Origin of the sequence: Streptomyces sp. NPDC014006, assembly GCF_043088925.1 — a bacterium.
Lineage (GTDB): Bacteria > Actinomycetota > Actinomycetes > Streptomycetales > Streptomycetaceae > Streptomyces.
Window position 1 is genome coordinate 719771 of sequence record NZ_JBICAJ010000001.1, and the last position, 21518, is coordinate 741288.

20 protein-coding genes are annotated in these 21518 nt (G+C 73.4%); 7 read left to right on the forward strand and 13 right to left on the reverse strand.

The features are described 5' to 3' along the window. The first annotated feature begins 77 nt into the window (after positions 1–77). A complete protein-coding gene (locus tag ACF1GV_RS03280; protein WP_391677297.1) occupies positions 78–2129 on the forward strand; it encodes a bifunctional glycosyltransferase 87/phosphatase PAP2 family protein in 2052 nt (683 codons plus the stop codon). Between the two features lie 101 nt (positions 2130–2230). On the opposite strand, the gene ACF1GV_RS03285 is transcribed toward ACF1GV_RS03280, so the two are convergent. From ACF1GV_RS03285 to ACF1GV_RS03315, 7 genes are all read right to left on the reverse strand, one after another. Continuing rightward, positions 2231–2647, reverse strand: coding sequence for a lytic transglycosylase domain-containing protein (locus ACF1GV_RS03285; protein ID WP_391677300.1), 417 nt, complete (start codon positions 2645–2647; stop codon positions 2231–2233). A 364-nt stretch (positions 2648–3011) separates the two neighbouring features. Continuing rightward, entirely contained in the window at positions 3012–3854 is an 843-nt protein-coding gene (locus ACF1GV_RS03290; protein ID WP_391677302.1) for an ECF transporter S component, read from the reverse strand. Continuing rightward, a complete protein-coding gene (locus ACF1GV_RS03295) occupies positions 3851–5554 on the reverse strand; it encodes an ABC transporter ATP-binding protein (RefSeq protein WP_391677304.1) in 1704 nt (567 codons plus the stop codon). Before ACF1GV_RS03295 ends, ACF1GV_RS03290 begins: the two co-directional genes overlap by 4 nt. Beyond that, a complete protein-coding gene (locus ACF1GV_RS03300) occupies positions 5551–6696 on the reverse strand; it encodes an energy-coupling factor transporter transmembrane component T (RefSeq protein ID WP_391677306.1) in 1146 nt (381 codons plus the stop codon). Before ACF1GV_RS03300 ends, ACF1GV_RS03295 begins: the two co-directional genes overlap by 4 nt. Further along, complete coding sequence (locus ACF1GV_RS03305; RefSeq protein WP_391677309.1) at positions 6689–7327, reverse strand: SCO2322 family protein; 639 nt, start codon at positions 7325–7327, stop codon at positions 6689–6691. The genes ACF1GV_RS03300 and ACF1GV_RS03305 overlap by 8 nt, the downstream gene beginning before the upstream one ends. After that, positions 7324–8526 carry a prenyltransferase/squalene oxidase repeat-containing protein gene (locus ACF1GV_RS03310; protein WP_391677310.1) on the reverse strand — a complete coding sequence of 401 codons (1203 nt, stop codon included), beginning with the start codon at positions 8524–8526 and terminating at the stop codon, positions 7324–7326. The genes ACF1GV_RS03305 and ACF1GV_RS03310 overlap by 4 nt, the downstream gene beginning before the upstream one ends. Positions 8527–8835: 309 nt before the next feature. Beyond that, positions 8836–9456, reverse strand: coding sequence for a TetR family transcriptional regulator (locus tag ACF1GV_RS03315; protein WP_391677312.1), 621 nt, complete (start codon positions 9454–9456; stop codon positions 8836–8838). A 206-nt stretch (positions 9457–9662) separates the two neighbouring features. Here ACF1GV_RS03315 and ACF1GV_RS03320 point away from each other — a divergent pair, with 206 nt between their 5' ends. From ACF1GV_RS03320 to ACF1GV_RS03330, 3 genes are read left to right on the forward strand one after another with little or no spacing between them, the layout of a single operon-like run. Next, positions 9663–11048: a glycosyltransferase family 4 protein gene (locus tag ACF1GV_RS03320; RefSeq protein WP_391677314.1), complete on the forward strand. Its 1386-nt coding sequence runs from the start codon at positions 9663–9665 to the stop codon at positions 11046–11048. Continuing rightward, positions 11042–11788 carry a class I SAM-dependent methyltransferase gene (locus ACF1GV_RS03325; RefSeq protein WP_391677316.1) on the forward strand — a complete coding sequence of 249 codons (747 nt, stop codon included), beginning with the start codon at positions 11042–11044 and terminating at the stop codon, positions 11786–11788. The genes ACF1GV_RS03320 and ACF1GV_RS03325 overlap by 7 nt, the downstream gene beginning before the upstream one ends. Continuing rightward, positions 11785–12855: a prenyltransferase/squalene oxidase repeat-containing protein gene (locus ACF1GV_RS03330; protein ID WP_391677319.1), complete on the forward strand. Its 1071-nt coding sequence runs from the start codon at positions 11785–11787 to the stop codon at positions 12853–12855. The genes ACF1GV_RS03325 and ACF1GV_RS03330 overlap by 4 nt, the downstream gene beginning before the upstream one ends. Positions 12856–12947: 92 nt before the next feature. Here ACF1GV_RS03330 and ACF1GV_RS03335 read toward each other — a convergent pair whose 3' ends face one another. Together ACF1GV_RS03335 and ACF1GV_RS03340 are read right to left on the reverse strand one after the other, a co-directional pair. Then, positions 12948–13379 (reverse strand): hypothetical protein, encoded by a 432-nt coding sequence (locus ACF1GV_RS03335; protein WP_363267523.1) that lies wholly within the window; start codon positions 13377–13379, stop codon positions 12948–12950. Between the two features lie 156 nt (positions 13380–13535). Next, positions 13536–13829 (reverse strand): hypothetical protein, encoded by a 294-nt coding sequence (locus tag ACF1GV_RS03340; RefSeq protein WP_391677322.1) that lies wholly within the window; start codon positions 13827–13829, stop codon positions 13536–13538. A 100-nt stretch (positions 13830–13929) separates the two neighbouring features. Between ACF1GV_RS03340 and ACF1GV_RS03345 the strand changes: the two genes are divergently transcribed. Next, a complete protein-coding gene (locus ACF1GV_RS03345; RefSeq protein ID WP_391677324.1) occupies positions 13930–14253 on the forward strand; it encodes a hypothetical protein in 324 nt (107 codons plus the stop codon). Positions 14254–14329: 76 nt separating this feature from the next. Here ACF1GV_RS03345 and ACF1GV_RS03350 read toward each other — a convergent pair whose 3' ends face one another. The 4 genes from ACF1GV_RS03350 to ACF1GV_RS03365 all read right to left on the reverse strand — a co-directional run bounded on the left by ACF1GV_RS03350 (position 14330) and on the right by ACF1GV_RS03365 (position 18895). Next, positions 14330–15103 (reverse strand): hypothetical protein, encoded by a 774-nt coding sequence (locus ACF1GV_RS03350; protein ID WP_391677326.1) that lies wholly within the window; start codon positions 15101–15103, stop codon positions 14330–14332. 191 nt (positions 15104–15294) lie between these two features. After that, entirely contained in the window at positions 15295–16275 is a 981-nt protein-coding gene (locus ACF1GV_RS03355; protein WP_391677328.1) for an N-acetylmuramoyl-L-alanine amidase, read from the reverse strand. Between the two features lie 34 nt (positions 16276–16309). Beyond that, positions 16310–16960, reverse strand: a complete 651-nt coding sequence (locus ACF1GV_RS03360; RefSeq protein ID WP_391677331.1) for a class I SAM-dependent methyltransferase — start codon at positions 16958–16960, stop codon at positions 16310–16312. 195 nt (positions 16961–17155) lie between these two features. Then, entirely contained in the window at positions 17156–18895 is a 1740-nt protein-coding gene (locus ACF1GV_RS03365) for an MFS transporter (protein ID WP_391677333.1), read from the reverse strand. A gap of 186 nt (positions 18896–19081) precedes the next feature. Between ACF1GV_RS03365 and ACF1GV_RS03370 the strand changes: the two genes are divergently transcribed. Further along, entirely contained in the window at positions 19082–20512 is a 1431-nt protein-coding gene (locus ACF1GV_RS03370; RefSeq protein WP_391677336.1) for an MFS transporter, read from the forward strand. 263 nt (positions 20513–20775) lie between these two features. Then, on the forward strand, positions 20776–21501 hold the full coding sequence (locus tag ACF1GV_RS03375; RefSeq protein WP_391677337.1) for a class I SAM-dependent methyltransferase: 726 nt from the start codon (positions 20776–20778) through the stop codon (positions 21499–21501). Positions 21502–21518 lie beyond the last annotated feature (17 nt).

Sequence of the window (21518 nt, forward strand, 5' to 3'; positions counted from 1 at the left end):
TCGGGACAAAGCCGGGCGGTCTATTACTTCCATCACCAACAGGACAGTGGGCGTCAGGGCGGGAGGGCCGACCAGGCGTGGCGAATGCTGAGCACAGCGGGCAACCGGCGGCAGCCGTCGCAGCGACGGCCGCTCGCGCGGCACAGGCGCGCCTGCGCGCACTCGGGCTGGGGCTGTGGCTGATCGTGGCCGCCCTCGCCGCCAGCGAGGCCGCCGCGGTCCTGTGCAGCCCGCGCGGGGAGCGGCTGGCCGACCTGGAGACCTGGGTCGGCCCGCACGGCGTGCTGCACGTCAACGGCTCCCTGTACGACTCTTCGCGCTTCACCGGTACCCCATTCGGGGGGCTCGTCCTCAAGCCGCTGACCCGGGCGGCCGAGCAGGCCGTCGGCTGGGGCTGGACCCTCTCCACCCTGCTGCTGGTCGCCGCCCTCGGCGTCGTCGCCGCGCGTGCCCTGCCCCAGTCGGCCGGCAGGCGCATCTCCCTGCCGGCCGCGCCCGTCGCGATCGGCCTGCTCATGCTGTCGCTGCCGGTGCGCACCACCCTGTGGCTGGGCCAGGCCAGCATCCTGCCGGTGCTGCTGGTCCTGCTCGGCTGCTTCGTCGTGCGCGGGCAGCGGGTGAGCGGCGTACTGATCGGCGTGGCCGCCGCCCTGCAGCCGACGCTGCTGCTGTTCGCTCCGCTGCTGTGGTGCACCGGCCGCCGCCGGGCTGCCCTGTCCGCCGGTGTCACCTTCGCCGCCTGCACCGCGCTGGCCTGGGCGGCGATGGCACACGACTCCGCCACCTACTGGGTGCACCACATGGCCGGAGCGGGCCTTGGCGGCCGTGCCGACGCTCTCGGCAACCAGTCCCTGCACGGCGCCCTTCTCCGCTTCGGCCTCACCGGTCCGCTGGAGATCGCCCTGTTCCTCGCCCTGGGCGCGGTCGTCGCCGTCCTCGGGGTACGCCGCGCGGTGCGCTACGCCCGCGACGGGCAGCTCCTCCTCGCGGTCGCCGTGACCGGCTGCGCCGCCCTCGCCGTATCGCCCACCGCCTGGCAGCACCAGCTGCTGTGGGTGCTGTTCACCGTCGTCGGACGGGTCGGCAGGCGGTCCGCCGACCGGTATGTGTGGCCGGTCGCGGTCGTGCTGGTGATGAGCCTGCCGGCCCGGATGCTGCTGCCGGACAAGCCGCTGTTCCAGCCGCTGCTGGCGAACCTCGTCCTGCTCGCCGCCCTCGCCGCGGCCACCGCCGTGCCCTTCCTGTTCCGCTCCTCGGCGTCCTTCGACAACCCCCTGCCCACCCGGTACGCCGCCCCCGCCCCCCGCTTCCGGTACCTCCCGCGGCTGCCCGCCCTGCGCCGCGTCCTCAGCCGCCCCAACCTGCTGTTCGAGCTGCTGCTGATCCGCCTCACCTACTGGGCGTACGCGCAGATCCGGCTGGCCGCGACCGGCGGCACCAACAGCGGCGGCCGGGCCCTGGCCGAGCGCCACGGCCACCAGATCCACCGCCTCGAGGCGTTCCTGCGCCTCGACATCGAGCACTGGGTCAACCACACCGTCGTCTCGGCCGGCCGGCTGGAGAGGTTCCTCAGCTTCTACTACGAGTCGTTCCACTTCGGCATCCCGCTGGCGATCCTCGGCGTGCTGTACTGGCGCCGCCCGCTGGACTACCGCTGGGCCCGCGCCGCGCTCGGCTCCGCCACCGTGCTCGCGCTCGCCGGCTTCTGGCTCTACCCCCTCGCGCCGCCCCGCCTGATGCCCGGCCTCGGCATCGTCGACACCGTCCACGGCCCGCAGGACTTCGCCAAGCCGGACTACGGCACGCTCACCGAGCTGACCAACCAGTACGCGGCGATGCCCTCGCTGCACTTCGGCTGGGCGCTGTGGTGCGGCCTGGTGATCGTGATGCTGGCGCCACGGGGGTGGATGAAGGCGCTCGGCCTGCTGCATCCGCTGCTCACCGTCTGCGCGATCGTTGCGACCGGCAACCACTGGGTGCTGGACGCGGTCGGCGGCGCGGCCGTGGTCGGCGCCGGCTTCGGGCTGACGTACCTGCTTCAGGGCCCCCGCACCACGGTGGTCAGGGTCGCGGCCGTGCGGGTCGGCAACCTGCCGAAGGAGGCGGAGAGGGACCGCGCTCCGAGCTGATCCGGAACCGGCCCGGGAAGGGCGAAGGCGGCGGCCCAGGGGATCGGGGGCCGCCGCCTTCGCGTCTGCCGGGGTACGGAGGTGTGTCCGTACCGGCGCCATCAGTACCAGTTGTGGGCCTGCCAGAAGTTCCAGGCACCGCACGGGCTGCCGTAGCGCTCGTTCATGTAGTTCATGCCCCACTTGATCTGGGTCGCCGGGTTGGTCTTCCAGTCGGAGCCGGCCGAGGCCATCTTGGAGGCCGGCAGGGCCTGGACCAGGCCGTAGGCGCCGCTGGAGGAGTTGGTGGCGTTCGGGTTCCAGCCGCTCTCGCGCTCGACGATCTTCGAGAAGCACTGGTACTGCGCCGAGCTGCCGATCATCTTCTTCGCGACCGCCTGGGCCGAGGAGGCCTGCGCCGTCGCGGCCTGGGCGGGCGCGGCGGCGATCAGGGAACCGCACGCGGCAGCGGCCACGGCGGCACCGGCGAGGGCCTTCTTGGGGGCGGAGATGCGACGGAAGAGGGAAACGGCGGACACGGGGAGCCTTTTCTCGGGGACAGTGGCGTCGCCGGCACGCCGTTGAGCACGTGATGCGTGGAGCCGCCTGAGCGCGGCCGTGGCATGCGGAGGCGCCGCGGCCCTGTGGGCACGTCGGCGCCGTGCGACGTCGTCCAGAGAACCAGGCCCGACAGGCGCCCGCAATGCCCCCTTTTACTAGTTGTGGTCGCATCGAGAAGAACGGCCAAGTGTGTGACCCGGCTCTCAAAGCCCAGGTCAGCGCCCATGACGACGCGTCCATGACACATGAATGGATCTACGGCCCCGCTTCGTAGGTGACCTGGGTCATGTGGGGTGCTTCACCGCCGCGACCCCCGCGCGCTCACCGTCGGCGTACGGCCTCTCACTCGCCGGCCGGATCGAACGTGACCGGCGTCTCGAACGCCGCCCGCCGCGTGGCCCGGCGCAGCGCCCTGAGGATCGCCGGGCCGAGAGTCAGGGTGAGGGCGACCGTGACGAGCGCCCGGCCCAGGTCCCAGCCGAGCGAGGTGGCGAGGCAGTACGCGACGAAGCGGGCCAGGTTGGCGCCGGGATCGGCGTGCGGGTCGAAGGCGATGTTCGAGGCGTTGCCGCCCATGAAGGGCCAGCCCGCGAGGTTCATGACCGTGCCGTAGGCGAAGGCCGCCAGGAAGCCGTACCCGGCGAGCAGGACGAGTTCGGCGCGGCCGCGCAGCCGGTCGGGGCCGGGCAGCAGGCCCGCGCCCATCGTGAACCAGCCCATCGACAGCATCTGGAACGGCAGCCACGGGCCGACCCCGCCCGTCAGCAGCGCGGAGGCGAACATCGTCACCGCGCCCAGCACGAACCCGAAACCGGGACCGAGGACCCGGCCGCTGAGCACCATGAGGAAGAACATCGGCTCGATACCGGCCGTGCCCGCGCCGACGGGCCGCAGCGCGGCGCCGGTCGCCGCCAGCACCCCCAGCATCGCGACCGCCTTCGGGCCGAGCCCGGACTCGGCGATCGTCGCCGCGGCCACCGCCACCAGCAGCACCAGCAGACCCGCGAACAGCCACGGGGCGTCCTCCGCGTGCGCGAGCACCTGGGAGCCGGGCGGGGCGAGGAACGGCCACAGCAGCGCGGCCACCCCGACCGCGCCGACCAGCACGAGCGCGGCGACCGAGCGGGGGCCGAGGCGGACGGCGCGTATCCGCGCGGGGCGGGCGGCGCCGGGGGAGCGGCTCATGCGAGGGCCTTTCGCACCTGCGCGACCGTCAGCCACTGCTGCGGCGCGAGGATCTTCGTCACCTGCGGGGCGAAGGACGGGGAGGACACCACGACGTCCGCCGTGGGACCGTCGGCGATCACCTCGCCCTCGGCGAGCAGGACCACCCGGTGGGCCAGCTCGGCGGCCAGCTCCACGTCGTGCGTGGCCAGCACCACCGCGTGCCCGGCGGCCGTCAGCTCGCGCAGGACGGTGACCAGGCGGGACTTCGTCGCGTAGTCCAGGCCGCGGGTCGGCTCGTCCAGCAGGAGCAGGGGCGGCCGGGCGGTGAGCACGACGGCCAACGCCAGCGCGAGACACTGGCCCTCGGACAGGTCCCGGGGGTGGGTGCCGTCCGTCACGCCGGGCAGCAGTTCGCGGACCAGGGCACGGCAGGCCCCGGGCTCGGCGCCCGCGTCCTCGTCGGCGGCCGCGCACTCGGCGGCGACCGTGTCGGCGTACAGCAGGTCGCGCGGCTCCTGCGGGACCAGGCCGACCCGGCGCACCAGCTCGCGCGGCGGCGCACCGTAGGGGGCGGTGCCGCAGGTCAGCACGGTGCCCGACGTCGGCCGGACCAGCCCGACGAGGGTGTTGAGCAGCGTCGACTTGCCGGCGCCGTTGCGTCCCATCAGCGCGACGGTCTCACCGGGGGAGACGATCAGGTCGACACGGCGCAGCGCCTGCACGCGCCCGCGCCGCACGGCGAGCGCCCGCAGCTCGGCGGCGTACGCCTCCGGCGCCCGGCCGTCGGCGGGACGCCGGCCCAGCAGCCGGGCCAGGCGGGAGGGGGCCGGCCGCGGGGCCGGAAGAGCGGAGGCCGAAGTCGTCGGGAGCGTGGCGGCCGGAGCCTTCGGGGCGGTGTCCCGTCGCGCCAGCCGTTCGCGCAGGTCGCCCGCCCGGCGTCGGGCGTCGCGGACCGTCAGCGGCAGCGGGGACCAGCCCGCGAGCCGGCCCAGGTCGACGACCGGCGGGTACACCGGCGACACGGCCATGACGTCGGCCGGGGCGCCGACCACGGGCGCCTCGCCGGGGCCCGGCAGCAGGGCGACGCGGTCGGCGTACTGGACGACGCGTTCCAGCCGGTGTTCCGCCATGAGCACCGTCGTACCGAGGTCGTGGACCAGGCGCTGGACGACGGCGAGGACCTCTTCGGCGGCGGCCGGGTCCAGCGCGGAGGTCGGCTCGTCGAGGACGAGGACCCGCGGGTGCGGGGTGAGCACCGACCCGATCGCTACGCGCTGCTGCTGGCCGCCGGAGAGCGTGGCGATCGGCCGGTCGCGCAGATCGGCGAGGCCGAGCAGGTCCAGCGTCTCCTCCACGCGGCGCCGCATGACCTGCGGGGACAGCCCCAGGGACTCCATGCCGTAGGCGAGTTCGTCCTCGACTGTGTCGGTGACGAAGTGGGCGAGCGGGTCCTGGCCCACCGTGCCGACGACGTCGGCGAGTTCGCGCGGCTTGTGGGTGCGGGTGTCACGGCCGGCGACCGTGACGCGGCCGCGCAGGGTGCCGCCCGTGAAGTGCGGGACGAGCCCGCTGACCGCGCCCAGGATCGTCGACTTGCCGACGCCGGAGGGGCCGACGAGCAGCACGAGTTCCCCTTCGGGCACCTCGAAGTCGACGCCGCGGACGGTGGGTTCGCTCGCACCGTCGTAGGTCACGGAGACGTTCTCGAAGCGGATCACGACGACTCCTCGGGCTGCTTCTCGGGGGAGGGCGCCTCGCGGGTCGGCACAGCGGGCGACGGCACCTCGGGGGACGGTTCCTTCGGCGAGGGCGCCAGGAACGCCGGCAGCAGGCCGAGCAGCACGGCCGCCGCCGGCCACAGCGGCAACTCGGGCGCGGTGAGCGGGACCACGCCGGGGTTCAGGGCGGGGGAGCCGGCGAGGACCAGCGCCGCGGCCACGGCGATGCCGCTCGCGGCGACCGACAGGGCGCGGGCGTCCCAGGGGTCGGGGCGGTAACGGGTGCGCGGCGTGCGGCGTCCGCCGAGCCACAGGCCGGCCAGCGCGGCGGCGACCCCGCCCAGCAGCACCGGCAGGCCGTAGCGGCCGCCGTCGGCGGTGAACAGCCCGTACGTGCCGGCGCACACGCCGAGCAGCCCGCCGAGCGTGAGCGCGGCCGTCGTACGGCGCACCGGCGCGGGCACGTCGGCGCTGCGGCCGTAACCGCGGGCGTCCATCGCGGCGGCCAGCGCCACGGACCGCTCCAGCGCGCCCTCCAGCACCGGCAGGGCCACCTGGAGCAGTCCCCGCAGCCCGCGGTCCGGGCGTCCCCGCAGCCGGCGGGCGGCCCGCAGCCGCTGCGCGTCGGCGATCAGATGCGGGGCGAAGGTCAGCGCGACGACGACGGCGACACCCGTCTCGTACAGCGCGCCCGGCAGGGACTTCAGCAGCCGGTGCGGGTTGGCGAGCGCGTTCGCGGCGCCGACGCAGATCAGCAGCGCGGCCAGCCGCAGCCCGTCGTACAGCGCGAACAGCAGGCCCTCGGCGGTGACCCGGCCACCGAGCCGGATGCCCTGCGCCCAGTGGGGCAGCGGCACTTCGGGCAGGGTGACGACGACATGCGTGCCCGGTATCGGGGAGCCGAGGACGACCGCGAAGAAGAGGCGGACGACCAGCACGGCCAGGGCCAGCTTCAGGAACGCGGAGTAGGAGCGGGCCCAGGGCGCGTTGGGGCGGCAGGTCGTCACGACGTAGGCGGAGACCGCCACGAGCAGCGCGAGCAGCAGGGGGTTGGTGGTGCGGGTGGCGGCGGTGCCGAGGCCGAGGGCCCACAGCCACCAGGCGCCGGGGTGCACGGTGGCGGGGCCACGGTGACTACGCACGCCGCCGCCGCGCCTGCCACACCGCCGCGGCACCCAGGACGACGACGGCCCCGCCGCCCGCGATCAGGCCGACCGACGGGCCGCCGTCATCGTTCTTCGCCTTCGGCGCTGCCTGCGGGGTGCCCGTGGCCTTGCCGGAGACCTGCTCCCCGCAGCCGTGCCGCGGATACCCGGCGATCGCGCACAGCAGCGCGTTGGTGTCGTAGCGCAGCGGCTTGGCGACCGTGGCCAGCGCCTCGGCCGTCGTCGCGTCCCGCGGGACGCGGGCGCAGGCCGTGCGGGCGGCCGGCGGCTTCTCGCCGGAGGGGGCGTCGGCGGCCGTACCGAAGTCGATGACCAGCGCCACCCGCTTCGTGCCGTCCTGCCGCGGGGTGTGCGCGCAGATCGCCGCGAAGTCGGCGGTGCCGCGCGGCCGTGCGGCGTCGCCGGAGTCCTCGCTCACCGCGAACCGGAAGCCCTGCACGGCACCGTCGGCCGGCCGGGCCGTCGACGGCCCCTGCGTGGCATACGTCCATGCCGAGCCGTCGCGCTCCCAGAACGACCAGTACCGGTAGCCGACGGCGCGCGCCTGGCCCGCCGCCACCAGCGGCAGCAGCAGGGCCAGGCACAGCAGGGCGACGCGGCGGATCACTTGGTGCGGCCCTTGCGGCCGCTGATCAGGAAGCCGGCGCCGATACCGGCGACCAGGCAGACGCCGACGAACCACCACACGCCGAAGGGCGCGTCATCGTCCTTCTTCTTGTCCTTCTCGGCGCCCTTCGTCTCGGCCGCCTGCGGGGCCGGACCGGTCGCGTTCAGCCCGGCGACGAGGTCCTGGCCGCCGAAGTGGCGCGGGTCGGTGCCCGCGGTGTGCGCGGCGAAGACGAGCTGGGCGTAGGCGGCGGGACCGCTCTGCTTGGCCCAGCCCGCGCTGTTCTTCTCCAGCCACGCCAGCGGCTTCGCGGCCTGCGCGGCACCGCCCTGCGCGGCGAGCGCGACCACGGCGTCGGCGGTGTTGCCGTAGTCGGGCTGAGGGGTGGCGCCCGGCATGGCGGAGGTCAGGTGGCCGTCCTTGGCCATCGTCTTCGCCAGGTAGGCGGCCCCGTTGGCGGCGGCCTGCGCCGGAGTGCGGGCGTCCTCGCACACCGCTTCGGTCTGCGCGCCCGCGCTGGTCACCAGGCCCTTGCCCAGCAGCCCGACGACACCGGCCGCGGTCGCGTCCGCGTTGGCGGCGAGCTTGCCGGACTTGTCGGGCTGGAAGGCGAAGGCGCCGCCCTGCGCGCACGGCAGGGCGAGCTTCAGCAGGGCGTCGGCGGGCGACTTGCCGTCCTTGGTGACGGCGGCGGGCTTCTCCCCGGCCGCGGCGAGCGCGCCGACGACGACGGAGGTGGAGTTGGCGTCGCTGGCGCCGCCGGCGACGTAGCCCCAGCCGCCGTCCTTGTTCTGCACGGACTTCAGCCAGGTGACCGCCTTGGTGACGACGGCGTCGTGGCCGCCGAGCGCGGTGAGCGCCTGCACGGCGGCGGCGGTCTGGTTGGTGTCGGTCATCGTCTTCGCGTCGCACGGCTTGGCCGGCTCCGCCCGGAACGGGGCGAACGCACCGCTCGCGCACTGCTGCCCGGTCAGCCAGTCCACGGCCTTGTCCGCGGGCTTCACGCCGGCCGTGTGCTGGGCGAGCAGGGCGAGCGACTGCCGCCATACGCCGTCGTACGTCGGGTCGGCGGTGCCGTACAGCCCGGAGGGCAGCGCCTGCGACGGGGTCGGGGCGGGCGACGCGGCCATGGCGGGCGCGGCGGCGCCGCCGAGCACGGCGACGGCGGCAACGGCCGCTGCGCTGCGACGAATGTTCATGATCGGCGGGTGCCTCTCCCTGTACCGGGAGCCGGGCAGCACGGGAGGACCCCGGGCGGCTCGGCTCCGTAGACCTCGACGGTGCGTGAGCCGGTCACGTCCGTACCGGGCGATCCGGCTCGCCGGCCCGAAGGCGGCTCACGGATTGGGGTCTCCCCTGCTCGAGCGCAGTCGAGAGCTGGGGGAAGGGTCAGCGCCGGATGGGCACCGGCTTCCCCCTGTACGGGTGTGATGACGACGCCGCCACTTTACCGGGCCGTAGGAAAGGGCCGGAGGGGCGGTTGCGCCTCGGCGCCGGGGGAGCCCCCCTCACCGCCCCTCCTCGTCCTCCGTCAGGTCGATCAGCCGGCACACCGTCTCGATGTCGACCTTGACCTGGGCGATGGAGGCGCGACCCGAGAGCCAGCTGATCAGGGCCGCGTGCCAGGTGTGTTCGATGACGCGGACCGCCGAGAGCTGGGCCGGGGTGGGGTCGTCCCGGCCCATCGCGTCCAGGATGATCGCCGTCGTCTGCCGGGAGACCTGGTCGACCTCGGGGGAGACGCTGCGGTCGGCGAAGGTCAGGGCGCGGACCATCGCGTCGGCGAGATGCGGTTCGCGCTGCAGACCGCGGAAGGCGCGCATCAGGGTCTCCGCCACCCGCTCCGCCGCCGTCTCGCCGGCCGGCGGCTTCCTGCGGAGCGTGCCGTGCATGTGCTCCAACTGGTCCTGCATGGTCGCCACCAGCAGATGGATCTTGGACGGGAAATAGCGGTACAGCGTGCCCAGCGCCACCTGCGAGGCCTCCGCGACCTCCCGCATCTGCACCGCGTCGAAGCCGCCCCGGCCCGCCAACTGCGCGCTCGCGCGCAGGATGCGGCGGCGCCGCTCCTCCTGCCGCTCCGTGAGGGGCGAGGTGTCGGAGCGCGAGGTGCTGGCGTGCGCGGGCATGGGTCCGTCCGTGACAGTCGGTGAGGGCGTGCGTTCGGTCAGCATGGCAGCCGTGCGCCCGTGGCGTGAATCACCTGATCCACTGCTCACAGCGTCGCTACCTGCCGGTAGATTCAGAGCCTCCTGAGCGATCAAGTCTGAAACTTGTTCTAGATTAGCGTCCCGGCGTAATCTCGCGGGACGGAGCAGGCAGAGAGGGGCCCGGAGTGACCGCTGAGGCCAGTCGGACGGGGTCCCGTGAGGGCCTCGCCGCGGACGGCGGGCGACCGCTCGACATCGCGCTCCTGACCTACAAAGGGAACCCGTTCTGCGGCGGTCAGGGCGTCTACGTCCGCCACCTGTCCCGCGAGCTGGCCCGCCTCGGCCACCGCGTGGAGGTCATCGGCTCCCAGCCCTACCCCGTCCTCGACGAGGGTGAGGACTACGCCGGCCGGCTCCGCCTCACCGAGCTGCCCAGCCTCGACCTCTACCGCCAGCCCGACCCCTTCCGCACCCCGAAGAGGGGCGAGTACCGGGACTGGATCGACGCCCTCGAGGTCGGCACCATGTGGACCGGCGGCTTCCCCGAGCCGCTGACGTTCTCCCTGCGTGCCCGCCGCCATCTGCGCGCCCGGCGCGGCGAGTTCGACGTCGTCCACGACAACCAGACCCTCGGCTACGGCCTGTTGGGTGATGTCGGCGCACCGCTGGTGACGACCATCCACCATCCCATCACCGTCGACCGGCAGTTGGAGCTGGACGCCGCCGAGACCTGGCAGCGCCGCCTCTCGGTGCGCCGCTGGTACGCCTTCACGCGCATGCAGAAGCGCGTCGCCCGCCGCCTGCCGTCCGTGCTCACCGTCTCCGGCACCTCCCGGCAGGAGATCGTCGACCACCTCGGCGTACGCCCGGGCCGTATCCACGTCGTCCACATCGGCGCCGACACCGACCTGTTCTCGCCTGACGCGTCCGTGCGCAAGGTGCCCGGCCGGATCGTCACCACCTCCAGCGCGGACGTCCCGCTCAAGGGCCTGGTCTTCCTCGTCGAGGCGCTGGCCAAGGTCCGCACCGAGCACGGTGACGCCCACCTCGTCGTCGTCGGCAAGCGGCCCACCGAGGGACCCGTCGCGCAGGCCATCGAGCGCTACGGCCTCGAGGGCGCCGTCGACTTCGTCAAGGGCATCTCCGACGCCGAACTCGTCGGCCTGGTCCGCTCGGCCGAGGTCGCGTGCGTGCCGTCGCTGTACGAGGGCTTCTCGCTGCCGGCCGCCGAGGCCATGGCCACCGGCACCCCGCTGGTCGCCACGACCGGCGGCGCGATCCCCGAGGTCGCCGGCCGGGACGGCGAGACCTGCCTCGCGGTGCCGCCCGGCGACGCGGGCGCGCTGGCCGCCGCGCTGGGTCGGCTGCTGGGCGACCCGGAGTTGCGGACCCGCCTGGGGCAGACCGGCCGTGAGCGCGTGCTGGGCCACTTCACCTGGGCGCGGGCCGCCGAGGGGACCGTGGCCCGCTACCGCGAGGCGATCGACGCCTCAACGGGCCACCGGCCGGGCCGTACCGCGACCGCAACTGTCTACTCCGAAAGCCACTCCGAAAGCAGGGCCACGTGCTGACCGTCGACTTCTCCCGGTTCCCGCTCGCCCCGGGCGACCGTGTCCTGGACCTCGGCTGCGGAGCCGGCCGGCACGCCTTCGAGTGCTACCGGCGCGGCGCCCAGGTCGTGGCCCTCGACCAGAACGGCGAGGAGATCCGCGAGGTCGCCAAATGGTTCGCGGCGATGAAGGAGGCCGGCGAGGCACCCCAGGGCGCGACCGCCACCGCCATGGAGGGCGACGCCCTCGCCCTGCCGTTCCCGGACGACTCCTTCGACGTCGTCATCATCTCCGAGGTGATGGAGCACATCCCCGACGACAAGGGCGTACTGGCGGAGATGGTCCGGGTGCTCAGGCCCGGCGGGCGCATCGCCATCACGGTGCCGCGCTACGGCCCCGAGAAGGTCTGCTGGACGCTGTCCGACGCCTACCACGAGGTCGAGGGCGGCCACATCCGCATCTACAAGGCCGACGAACTGCTCGGCAAGGTCCGCGAGGCCGGCCTCAAGCCCTACGGCACCCACCACGCGCACGCGCTGCACTCGCCGTACTGGTGGCTCAAGTGCGCCTTCGGCGTGGACAACGACAAGGCGCTGCCGGTGCGCGCCTACCACAAGCTGCTGGTCTGGGACATCATGAAGAAGCCGCTGGCCACGCGGGTCGCCGAACAGGCGCTGAACCCGCTGATCGGCAAGAGCTTCGTGGTCTACGCGACCAAGCCGCACCTGCCGGCTGTGTCCGCCGAGGCGGACGCCACGTGACCACTCCCCGGACAGAACACCTCGTCCTGCCCGGGGTCCTCACCGCCGAGCAGGCCGCCGCCACCGTGCGCGGCATCCTCGCCGTGCAGCGTGAGGACGGGGCGATCCCGTGGTTCCGGGGTCACCACCTCGACCCGTGGGACCACACCGAGGCCGCCATGGCGCTCGACGCCGCCGGTGAGCACGCCGCCGCGGAACGGGCCTACGACTGGCTCGCCCGCCACCAGAACGACGACGGCTCCTGGTACGCCGCCTACGCCGACGGCGCCCACGACGACGTCACCGACACCGGCCGCGAGACCAACTTCGTCGCCTATGTGGCCGTCGGGGTGTGGCACCACTATCTGTCCACGGGTGACGACACGTTCCTGGACCGCATGTGGCCGACCGTGTACGCGGCCGTCGAGTTCGTGCTGCGCCTGCAGCAGAGCGGCGGGCAGATCGGCTGGCGGCGCGAGGAAGACGGCACGGCCACGGCGGACGCCCTGCTCACCGGGTCCTGCTCCATCCACCACGCGCTGCGGTGCTCGCTCGCGATCGCCGAACAGCGCGAAGAGCCGCAGCCGGACTGGGAGTTGGCGGCGGGCACGCTGCGGCACGCGATACGCCGGCACCCGGAGCGGTTCCTCGACAAGGACCGCTACTCGATGGACTGGTACTACCCGGTGCTGGGCGGTGCGCTGACCGGCGCGGAGGCCAAGTCCCGTATCGAGGAACGCTGGGACGACTTCGTGGTGCCCGGCCTCGGCGTGCGCTGTGTGATCCCCAACCCGTGGGTGACCGGCGGTGAGTCCGCCGAACTCGCCCTGGCGCTGTGGGCGACGGGCGAGTCCGACCGGGCTCTGGAGATCCTCCAGTCCATCCAGCATCTGCGCGACCCCGCCACCGGGTTGTACTGGACGGGCTACGTCTTCGAGGACCAGGCGATCTGGCCGCGTGAGCTGACCGCATGGACGGCCGGGTCGCTGCTCCTCGCCGTCGCGGCGCTCGGGGGGCATGAGGCGACGTGCGCGGTGTTCGGCGGGGAACTGCTACCGACGGGCCTGGAGCCGGACTGCTGCGCGTGAGCTGACGCGGCCGGAAACGACGCGGCCCGCCCGCCCGCACGGTGACGTGGGGCGAACGGGCCGCGAGGGTTGCTTCCGCCCCAGCGCGTCGGCTAGTTGTCGTTGAGGTAGTAGTGCTGGGTCTGGGACTTGCGGTCCGGGCCCAGCCAGATCGTGACGCCGACGTGCCGCCCCTCGGGGAGGTCGTACACGCCGCCCTGCGAGGCCTTGGCGGAGACGCACGATCCCTCTCCGCCCGAGGCGGTGAGGGTGTAGCGGATGTCGTAGATGCCGCCGATGCTCTCCTCGGCGGCTATCGACACCCGGGGAGCGAGTCCGTCGGCTGCCGTGTCGCACAGCGAGACGATGTCGCCGTGCTCGGCGATGTACACCGTGCCGCCCTGCTTGGCGTCCGAGGTGGTGTACGTGTGGTCCCAGCCGCCGCCGGGCGGGTCGACGGTCGCCGACGCCGAGGTAGCGGTGGCGATGGACCCGCAGGCCAGGACGATGGTGCTCGCGGCCAGGGCCGCGATCTTGTGACGCATGGTGTTCCCCCTTCATGAGCTCGCTCGAGGTCAGGCGAGCAGGAGTGACACTACGTCAACTCGGCGGTGACTTTTCTTGTTTTTCGATCAAGTTTTCTACCCGCGACACGGCGGTGCCGTCTCCCCGGCACCGGGTGCGGGGGAGCGGCGGAGCCGTCAGTGGCGGTGGATGCGGTTGGCGATCGCGTGGCCGACGAAGAGGTAGACCACGGCGGCCAGGCCGTAGCCGGCGACCACTCGGGCCCAGGCTTCGTCGAAGGTGAACAGATCGCGGGACCAGCTCGCCAGCCAGTTCGCCGTGTGGTGGACGAACTGCACCAGGTCGTTGGCCCGGTTGGCGTCCAGCAGGTACATCAGGATCCACAGGCCGAGGATGACGGCCATGACGTCGGCGACGACGGCGACGACCGTCCCGGCCTGATTCGCGCTGCTGCGATATCGAGGGGACATACCCGTCGTCTTGCCTGCGGCCGGGGCCTGAAACCCGAACGGCCCCGCCCCACTGGCGGATTGCGGTGTCCCGGGTGAGGCTGCGGGAGAAGTGACACGCGTGCCTTCGGAGGACCTCGTGCCCGCACCCCTGCGCCGCCTCGCCGTGGCTGTCGTCCTGTGCGGCGCCCTGCTCGCCGGTACCACCGGCTGCGGCGGCGACGACAAGGCCGAGGGCGATCCGAGGCTGGCCAGGGCCATCGCCCCGCTCACCGCGGGCATCGACGCCCTGAAGGACCTGCCCGCCAAGCTCCGCAAGGGCGACACCTCCGCCGCCGGCGGCTTCGACGACGTCATCGGGAAGGTGAAGGAGGCCGGCCGCAGTGCGGGCGCCGAGGTGAAGGACAAGGTCCCGAGCGCGAGTGAACTGGCCGCCGCCTCCTAGGTGTTCGCCGCAGTGGGACGGCAGCGGCCCCCCGCCCGGAAGGGGCGAGGGGCCGTGAGGTCACAAGGGCGGGCGGTCAGCCGCGCTGGATGCCCGAGGTGTCCTGCAGCACGCCGCGGCGGCCGTCCTGCGTCTGCGCGACCAGCTGCGCGCCGCGCTGCTCGACCGCCAAGTACCAGGTGCCCGGCGCCAGTTCGGCGATCGGCGTCGGTGAGCCGTCCTCCGCGTACAGCGGACGCGGCACCGGCACCGCGAACCAGAACGGGGAGAAGTCCCCGGCGGGCGCCTGCCCCTGCGCATCCGGCTGGGCGGCCTGCTGCGGCTGCGCGGTCTGCGGCTGGGCGCCGTACGGCTGGGCACCGCCCGGCTGCGGCTGACCGCCGTACGACGGCTGCGGCGCACCGGGGTAGCCGTACCCACCCTGCGGCTGGGCGCCGTAGGGGTGCGGGGCCGACGGCTGCGACGCGGGGGCCAGGGGGGCCTGCAGGGCCGGCACCAGCGGCGTGGCGATGGCGGCGGCGGCGAGGACCAGTGCGGCGATGAAGCCGAGGACCAGGCCGGCGCCCGCGTCGATGTTGTCGGGCACGTCCACCAGGGTCCAGAACAGCGTCCAGGCCGAGAGGATCACGAACCCGGTGCCCACCATGCCCAGATCGAGGCCGGCCACCTTGCGCGGCTGCCCCAGGCAGCGGCTGACGACGATCAGAGCGGCCCCGACGACCGCCCCCATGTAGGTACCCAGGCCTGTCCCGAGCGATTCCCACGCGTTCTGGTTGCCGGAGTAGCCGGCGTACGAGTAGAGGGCGAGGAACGACGCGATGAACAGCAACACCGCTGCTCCGATCACCACGCCGTCGCCTCGAGTGAGGGAGCGGATATTCACTTCAGGTCCTTCATAGGTCGTCTCGTCGTCGGAAGAGGCGTCGCTGTCACCATGTCGCCGTCAGGCCCCGGTGTGAAGCGCGGGGGTGGCCCCTCATCGTAGGGACGACCTTATCGTCCGTCCGACGAGGCTGTCCGCAGAGAAGAGCGCACTGATCCCTACCCGCGCAGGAAACTCACGATTCCCTCGGAGATCCCCTGCGCCGCCTTCTGCCGCCAGGCGCCGCTGGTCAGCAGTGCCGCGTCCTTGCTATCGCGCATGTTGCCGCATTCGATGAACACCTTGGGAACCGTTGACAGATTGAGACCGCCCAGGTCCTTCCGCGTGACGATCCCGGTACCGTCACCGAGGTAGTTGGAGGGCGCGCTGCCCGTGACGCGCACGAAGTTGCCGGCGATGCGCTCGCCGAGATCGCGCGAAGGCCCCACGATGGGGCGGGTGTCGGCGGCGCCCGCGTGCACGGCCGCCGGCAGGATCACATGGAAGCCGCGGTTGCCGGGCGCGGACCCGTCCGCGTGGATCGACACGACGGCGTCGGCATGGGCGGTGTTCCCGATCCGGGCCCGCTCGTCCACACACGGGCCGTACGGCCGGTCGCCGTCCTGCGTCAGCTTCACCGTGGCGCCCTGCTGCTGCAGCAGCGTGCGCAGCCGGTGCGCGACGTCGAGGGAGAACCGGGCCTCGGCGTATCCGTCGTTGGTGGAGGTGCCGGTGGTGTCGCACTCCTTACGGTTCGTGCCGATGTCCACCTGGCGGTTGATGGCGGCGCCGTGCTGGACGTTGCCGGGGTTGTGGCCCGGGTCGATGACGACGACCTTGCCCTTGAGCGGACCGGAGGCCGCGGGGGCGGACGCGGAGGGCACGGAGGCCGACGCGGAGGGCGCGGGGGCGGCCGGCGTGGGCGATCCGGTGGGCGGCTTGTCGTCGTCCCGGGCGGAGGAGGAGCCGCCGGTGTGCCGGGGCGTGGCCACGGCCGACGCCCGGTGCGGGCCGCCCGTGTCACCCGGGGCGCCCACCGCCTCGTACACCAGCCAGCCGAGCAGCGCCCCCGGCACGAGTGCCGCGAGCCCCACGACCAGCGGGCGCCGGCGGAAGCGGCGAGGCTGGGGCGGATCGAATTCCGGGCCTAGGTACGACACGCCTGCCACCCTAACCGGGGCGAACGCCCGGTGTTCAGATTCCGCCGCCCGTACGCCGCAGCACCCGCAGCGACCGCGTCACGGACACCTCCGTGAAGGCGCCCGACGCCAGCGCCCGCAGATAGACCCGGTAGGGCGCCTGACCCGTGAACTCGTCCACCGGGTCCGGAAAGACGTCGTGGATGACGAGCAGCCCGCCCTCGGCGACGTGCGGCGCCCAGCCCTCGTAGTCGGCGTTCGCGTGCTCGTCGGTGTGCCCGCCGTCGATGAAGACGAGACCGAGCGGGGTCCGCCAGAACGCCGCCACCTGCGGCGAGCGCCCCACGATCGCGACGACGTGCTCCTCGAGACCCGCCCGGTGCAGTGTCCGCCGGAAGGTCGGCAGCGTGTCCATCAGCCCGATCCCGGCGTCGACGGTCTCGGGGTCGTGGTACTCCCACCCCGGCTGCTGCTCCTCGCTGCCCCGGTGATGGTCGACGGTGACGGCGGTGACCCCGGCCTGCCGCGCGGCGTCCGCGAGCAGCACGGTCGAGCGCCCGCAGTACGTCCCGACCTCCAGCAACGGCAGCCCCAACGCCCCCGCCCCGACGGCAGCCGCGTAGAGGGCCAGCCCCTCATCGACCGGCATGAACCCCTTGGCGGCCTCGAACGCGGCGAGGATCTCGGGCTTGGGGGCGGACGGCATGGGCGTTCCTTCGGTCGTACGTCACTGCTGGGCCCCCCATGCTGTCGCACCCCCCGTCGGCATCTCGACGGGGGGTGCGATGCGCGCCCCGAAAGGGCGCGGGACTGTATCGACATGCGGCTCCGCCGCGTGGGCGCGACCAGCCACGAAGGCGCCGCAGCCGTGAGACGGCATACACCGGCACCTCACGAGGCGCTATGCGCTGACGGTCTGTGCGGGCAACGAGAGATCCAGCTCGACCGCCGGCTCGCCACCGGAGTGGGTGGCCGCAGAAGCCAGTGGGGCGAAACCCGTGGCCTTCGCCGCAACCACGTACGGCCCGGCCCCCGGCACGGCCAGTGCGTAGCTGCCGTCTTCGGAGGACACCGTCGCGCCCGCCTGCCGCCCCCGCCGGTCGATGAGCGTGACCTTGGCCCGGGCCACGGGCACGCCGTCGGCGGACAGCACCCGCCCGCGGAAGCCCCGCAGCACCTCTTCCGCCCGCTCCAGATTCGCGTCCTCCTCGCTGGAGGCGACGAGCTGCACCGTCGCCGCCGGCCGCCGTCCCGGCAGCAGCAGAGCCATGATCAGGCCCAGGGCCACCGCCCCCGTGGCGATGAGGAAGGACACCCGGAAGCCGTGCATGGTCGGGATGGCCGTGCCGCCGACATGGTCGGCCGTGTTCGCCAGCACCATGCCGATCACCGCGCTCGACACCGACGTACCGATGGACCGCATGAGGGTGTTCAGGCCGTTGGCCGCGCCGGTCTCGGAGGCCGGGACGGCGCCGACGATCAGCGCGGGCAGCGAGGAGTAGGCGAGGCCGATGCCGGCGCCGAGCATGACGGAGGTGACGACCGTCTGCCAGGCGGCACTCATCAGGCCGAGGCCGCCGGCGTAGCCCACGGCGATCACGAGCAGGCCGAGGATCAGGGTGACCTTGGGGCCGTAGCGGGCGGACAGGCGGGCGTAGACCGGTGCCGTGAACATCATCGTCAGGCCCAGCGGGGCCACGCACAGGCCCGCGACGACCATGGACTGGCCGAGGCCGTACCCGGTGGCGGTGGGCAGCTGGAGCAGCTGCGGCAGGACGAGGGAGACGACGTAGAAGCTGACGCCGACCATGATCGAGGCGAGGTTGGTGAGCAGCACCTCGCGGCGCGCGGTGGTGCGCAGGTCGACCAGCGGTGCCTTGAGGCGCAGCTCCATCACGCCCCACAGCAGCAGGACGGCCACGGCGGCGGAGAACAGGCCGAGCGTCGTGCCGGAGCTCCAGCCCCAGTCGCTGCCCTTGGTGATCGGCAGCAGGAGCAGCACCAGACCGGCGGACAGACCGAGCGCGCCGAGCAGGTCGAAGGTGCCCTCCGCGCGCATCGGGGACTCGGGGACGGTGAGGAGGGTCAGAGCGATGGAGAGCACGCCGAGGCCGGCGGCGCCGTAGAAGAGGGCGTGCCAGTCGGCGTGCTGGGCCACCAGCGCCGCGGCGGGCAGCGCCAGGCCGCCGCCGACGCCGATGGAGGAGCTCATGAGGGCCATCGCCGAGCCGAGCTTCTCGCGCGGCAGGGTGTCGCGCATCAGGCCGATGCCGAGCGGGATCGCGCCCATCGCGAAGCCCTGAAGAGTGCGGCCCACGATCATCGTGATCAGGTCGTCGGTGACGGCGCTGATCAGCGCGCCGACCACCATCACGGCGAGGCTGGCGATCAGCATGCGCCGCTTGCCGTACAGGTCGCCGAGGCGGCCCATGATCGGGGTGGCGACGGCGCCGGAGAGGAGAGTGGAGGTCAGGACCCAGGTGGCGTTGCTCGGCGCGGTGTGGAGCAGCTGCGGGAGGTCCTTGATCACCGGGACGAGCAGCGTCTGCATCACCGCGACCGCGATGCCCGCGAACGCGAGCACCGGGACGACGGCCCCGCTCGCTGACCGGGCGGGCTGGTCGGTCGTCGTTCGTGTCATGATCAGCAGCAACCCGTATGCATGGGCAACTATTCCGATGCTTTGGTCAGCTAACGATTTCTTGACCATGTCATGACCATCTGAACGGGCGTCAGGCCCCGGCCGGGAGGGGGGCGGTCCTAGGACCGCGGGCGGACCGGGCGCCCCGGCGAAATCCCGATGCAGGGGCGCCGACCGGTTGAGAGCATGACACTCATACTCGAAGCAGCCGCCACCCCCACCCGGACCCCCCGCCGCTCCGCCCCGCCGACCTGGCTGGTCGTGGCGCTCGCCTGCGCCGGGCAGTTCCTCGTCGTCCTCGACGTGTCCGTCGTGAACGTGGCCCTGCCCTCCATGCGCGCCGACCTCGGCCTGAGCGCGTCGGGCCTGCAATGGGTGGTGAACTCCTACGCCATCGCCTTCGCCGGGTTCATGCTGCTCGGCGGCCGGGCCGGCGACCTGTACGGGCGTAAGCGGATGTTCCTGGTGGGGCTCGCCCTGTTCACGCTGGCCTCGGTGGGCGGCGGGCTGGCCCAGGAGAGCGGGCAGCTGCTGCTCGCCCGCGCCGTGCAGGGCCTGGGCGCGGCAGTGCTCGCGCCCTCCACGCTGACCATCCTCACCGCGGCCGTGCCCGAGGGCGCCGCCCGGGCCCGCGCGATCGCCACCTGGGCGGCCGTCGGCGCGGGCGGCGGCGCGGCCGGCGGCCTGGTCGGCGGGGTGCTGGTCGACGTGCTGTCCTGGCGCTGGGTCCTGCTGATCAACGTGCCCGTCGGCGCGGTCGTCCTGGCCGGTGCGCTGGCCTGGCTCCCGGAGAGCCGCGCCGGCGACGGGCGGCGTCTGGACCTGCCGGGCGCCGTCCTGGTCACGGCCGGCCTGGCCACCCTGGCGTACGGGATCTCGCAGACCGAGGCGGCGGGCTGGACGGCGCCGCAGACGCTGGCTCCGCTGGCCGCGGGGCTCGCACTGATCGCGCTGTTCCTCGCCGTGGAGGCGCGCACCGCGTCCCCGCTGATGCCGCTCGGCCTGCTGCGGCTGCGCTCGGTCGCCTCGGCGAACGCGGCGATGTTCGTGAGCGGTTCGACGATGTTCTGCATGTGGTTCTTCATGACCCTGTACGCCCAGAACGTGCTGGGCTACAGCCCGCTGGCGGCCGGGCTCGCCCTGGTGCCCAGCTCGCTGGCCGTCGTCCTCGGCTCCAAGGCCGCCCCGCGCCTGATGCGCTCGGCCGGGCCGCGCACGGTGGCGGTGCTCGGCTCGCTGGTGGCGGCGGCCGGTTTCGGCTGGCAGTCGGCGATGACCGCGCACGGCCCCTACCTCACGACGATCATGATCCCGGGGGTGCTGATGATGCTCGGCGGGGGCATGGCCATCACCCCCCTCGCCGCCCTCGCCACCTCGGGCACGGCGCCGGGGGAGGCGGGACTGGTCTCCGGCCTGATCAACACCTCCCGCACGATGGGCGGTTCCCTGGGGCTGGCGGTGATGTCGACGGTCGCCGCGGCCCGCACGGGCGACGAGAGCACCCCGCAGGCCCTGACGGACGGCTACGCCCTGGTCTTCCGAGCGTCCACGGCGGTCCTGCTGGCGGCTGCGGTCCTGATGCTCCTCTGGCTGCCGCGCAGGAGTGCGGCACGGTGAGGGGCGGCGGCACACCGTGGGTCCGAAACCGCCGAGAAAGCGGCTCCGGCGCGCCGCCCACTGCCCCCGCCCCGCCCAGGCAGCCGGTGTCTGCCCCGTTTTCCCCGCACCCCCGGGGTGACGCCCTCCCACCCCTCCGCCGGCCCGCCCACCGGCCCAACCCGGCGTGCGCGCAGGATCGTTGAAGCCCCTCTGACCTGGGCATCAGCCTCTTCACCCGCCTACCATCGCGGGACCCGGCAGGCGAGGGAAGCGAGGCCCCCATGGACCGCCACATCCGCACCACGGAGGACGTACTGACGCTGCTGGACGGGCTGTTCGCGCCCCGCGCGGACCGCTGGACGGCCGGGGCGGCCGGATGGTGGGACGACTTCTACGCCGACCGCGCCCGGCCGGTGCCGTTCTTCGCGGACAAGCCGGACGAGCACCTGGCCGCCTGGCTCGACGCGGGCCGCATCACCGGGCGGCGCGCCCTCGACCTCGGCTGTGGTCCCGGCCGCAACGCCCGGTATCTCGCCGCGCGCGGCTTCGAGGTGGACGCCGTCGACCTGTCCCCGGCGGCGGTGGCGTGGGCCCGCGAGAGGACGGACACCGCTGCGGTCCGCTACCTGTGCGGCAACGCCTTCGACCTGATGGGTACGGAGCTGACGGGACCGTACGACCTCATCCACGACTCCGGCTGCTTCCACCACCTGCCGCCGCACCGCCGGATCAGTCACCTCGCCCTGCTGGACCGGCTGCTCGCGCCCGGCGGTCACTTCACCCTCACCTGCTTCGCGTCCGGCGCCATGGGCTCGGAGCTGCCCGACGCCGAGCTGTACCGCACCGGCGCGCTTCACGGCGGCCTCGCCTACACCGCTCAGTCACTGCGCGCGATCTTTTGCGGCCTGACCGAGCTGGAACTGCGCCCCATGCGCGACGAGCCCGCGGACTCCCCGTACTTCGGGGAGCCCTTCCTGTGGACGGCCGTCTTCCGGCGGGAGCCGTGACGGCGCGAGCAGGGCCG

Coding starts and splice junctions, on each gene's coding strand:
- ACF1GV_RS03290 (WP_391677302.1), bottom strand. CDS start 3,854: ATGAGCCGCTCCCCCGGCGCCGCCCGCCCCGCGCGGATACGCGCCGTC.
- ACF1GV_RS03310 (WP_391677310.1), bottom strand. CDS start 8,526: ATGAACATTCGTCGCAGCGCAGCGGCCGTTGCCGCCGTCGCCGTGCTC.
- ACF1GV_RS03315 (WP_391677312.1), bottom strand. CDS start 9,456: ATGCCCGCGCACGCCAGCACCTCGCGCTCCGACACCTCGCCCCTCACG.
- ACF1GV_RS03335 (WP_363267523.1), bottom strand. CDS start 13,379: ATGCGTCACAAGATCGCGGCCCTGGCCGCGAGCACCATCGTCCTGGCC.
- ACF1GV_RS03340 (WP_391677322.1), bottom strand. CDS start 13,829: ATGTCCCCTCGATATCGCAGCAGCGCGAATCAGGCCGGGACGGTCGTC.
- ACF1GV_RS03360 (WP_391677331.1), bottom strand. CDS start 16,960: ATGCCGTCCGCCCCCAAGCCCGAGATCCTCGCCGCGTTCGAGGCCGCC.
- ACF1GV_RS03365 (WP_391677333.1), bottom strand. CDS start 18,895: ATGACACGAACGACGACCGACCAGCCCGCCCGGTCAGCGAGCGGGGCC.
- ACF1GV_RS03370 (WP_391677336.1), top strand. CDS start 19,082: ATGACACTCATACTCGAAGCAGCCGCCACCCCCACCCGGACCCCCCGC.
- ACF1GV_RS03375 (WP_391677337.1), top strand. CDS start 20,776: ATGGACCGCCACATCCGCACCACGGAGGACGTACTGACGCTGCTGGAC.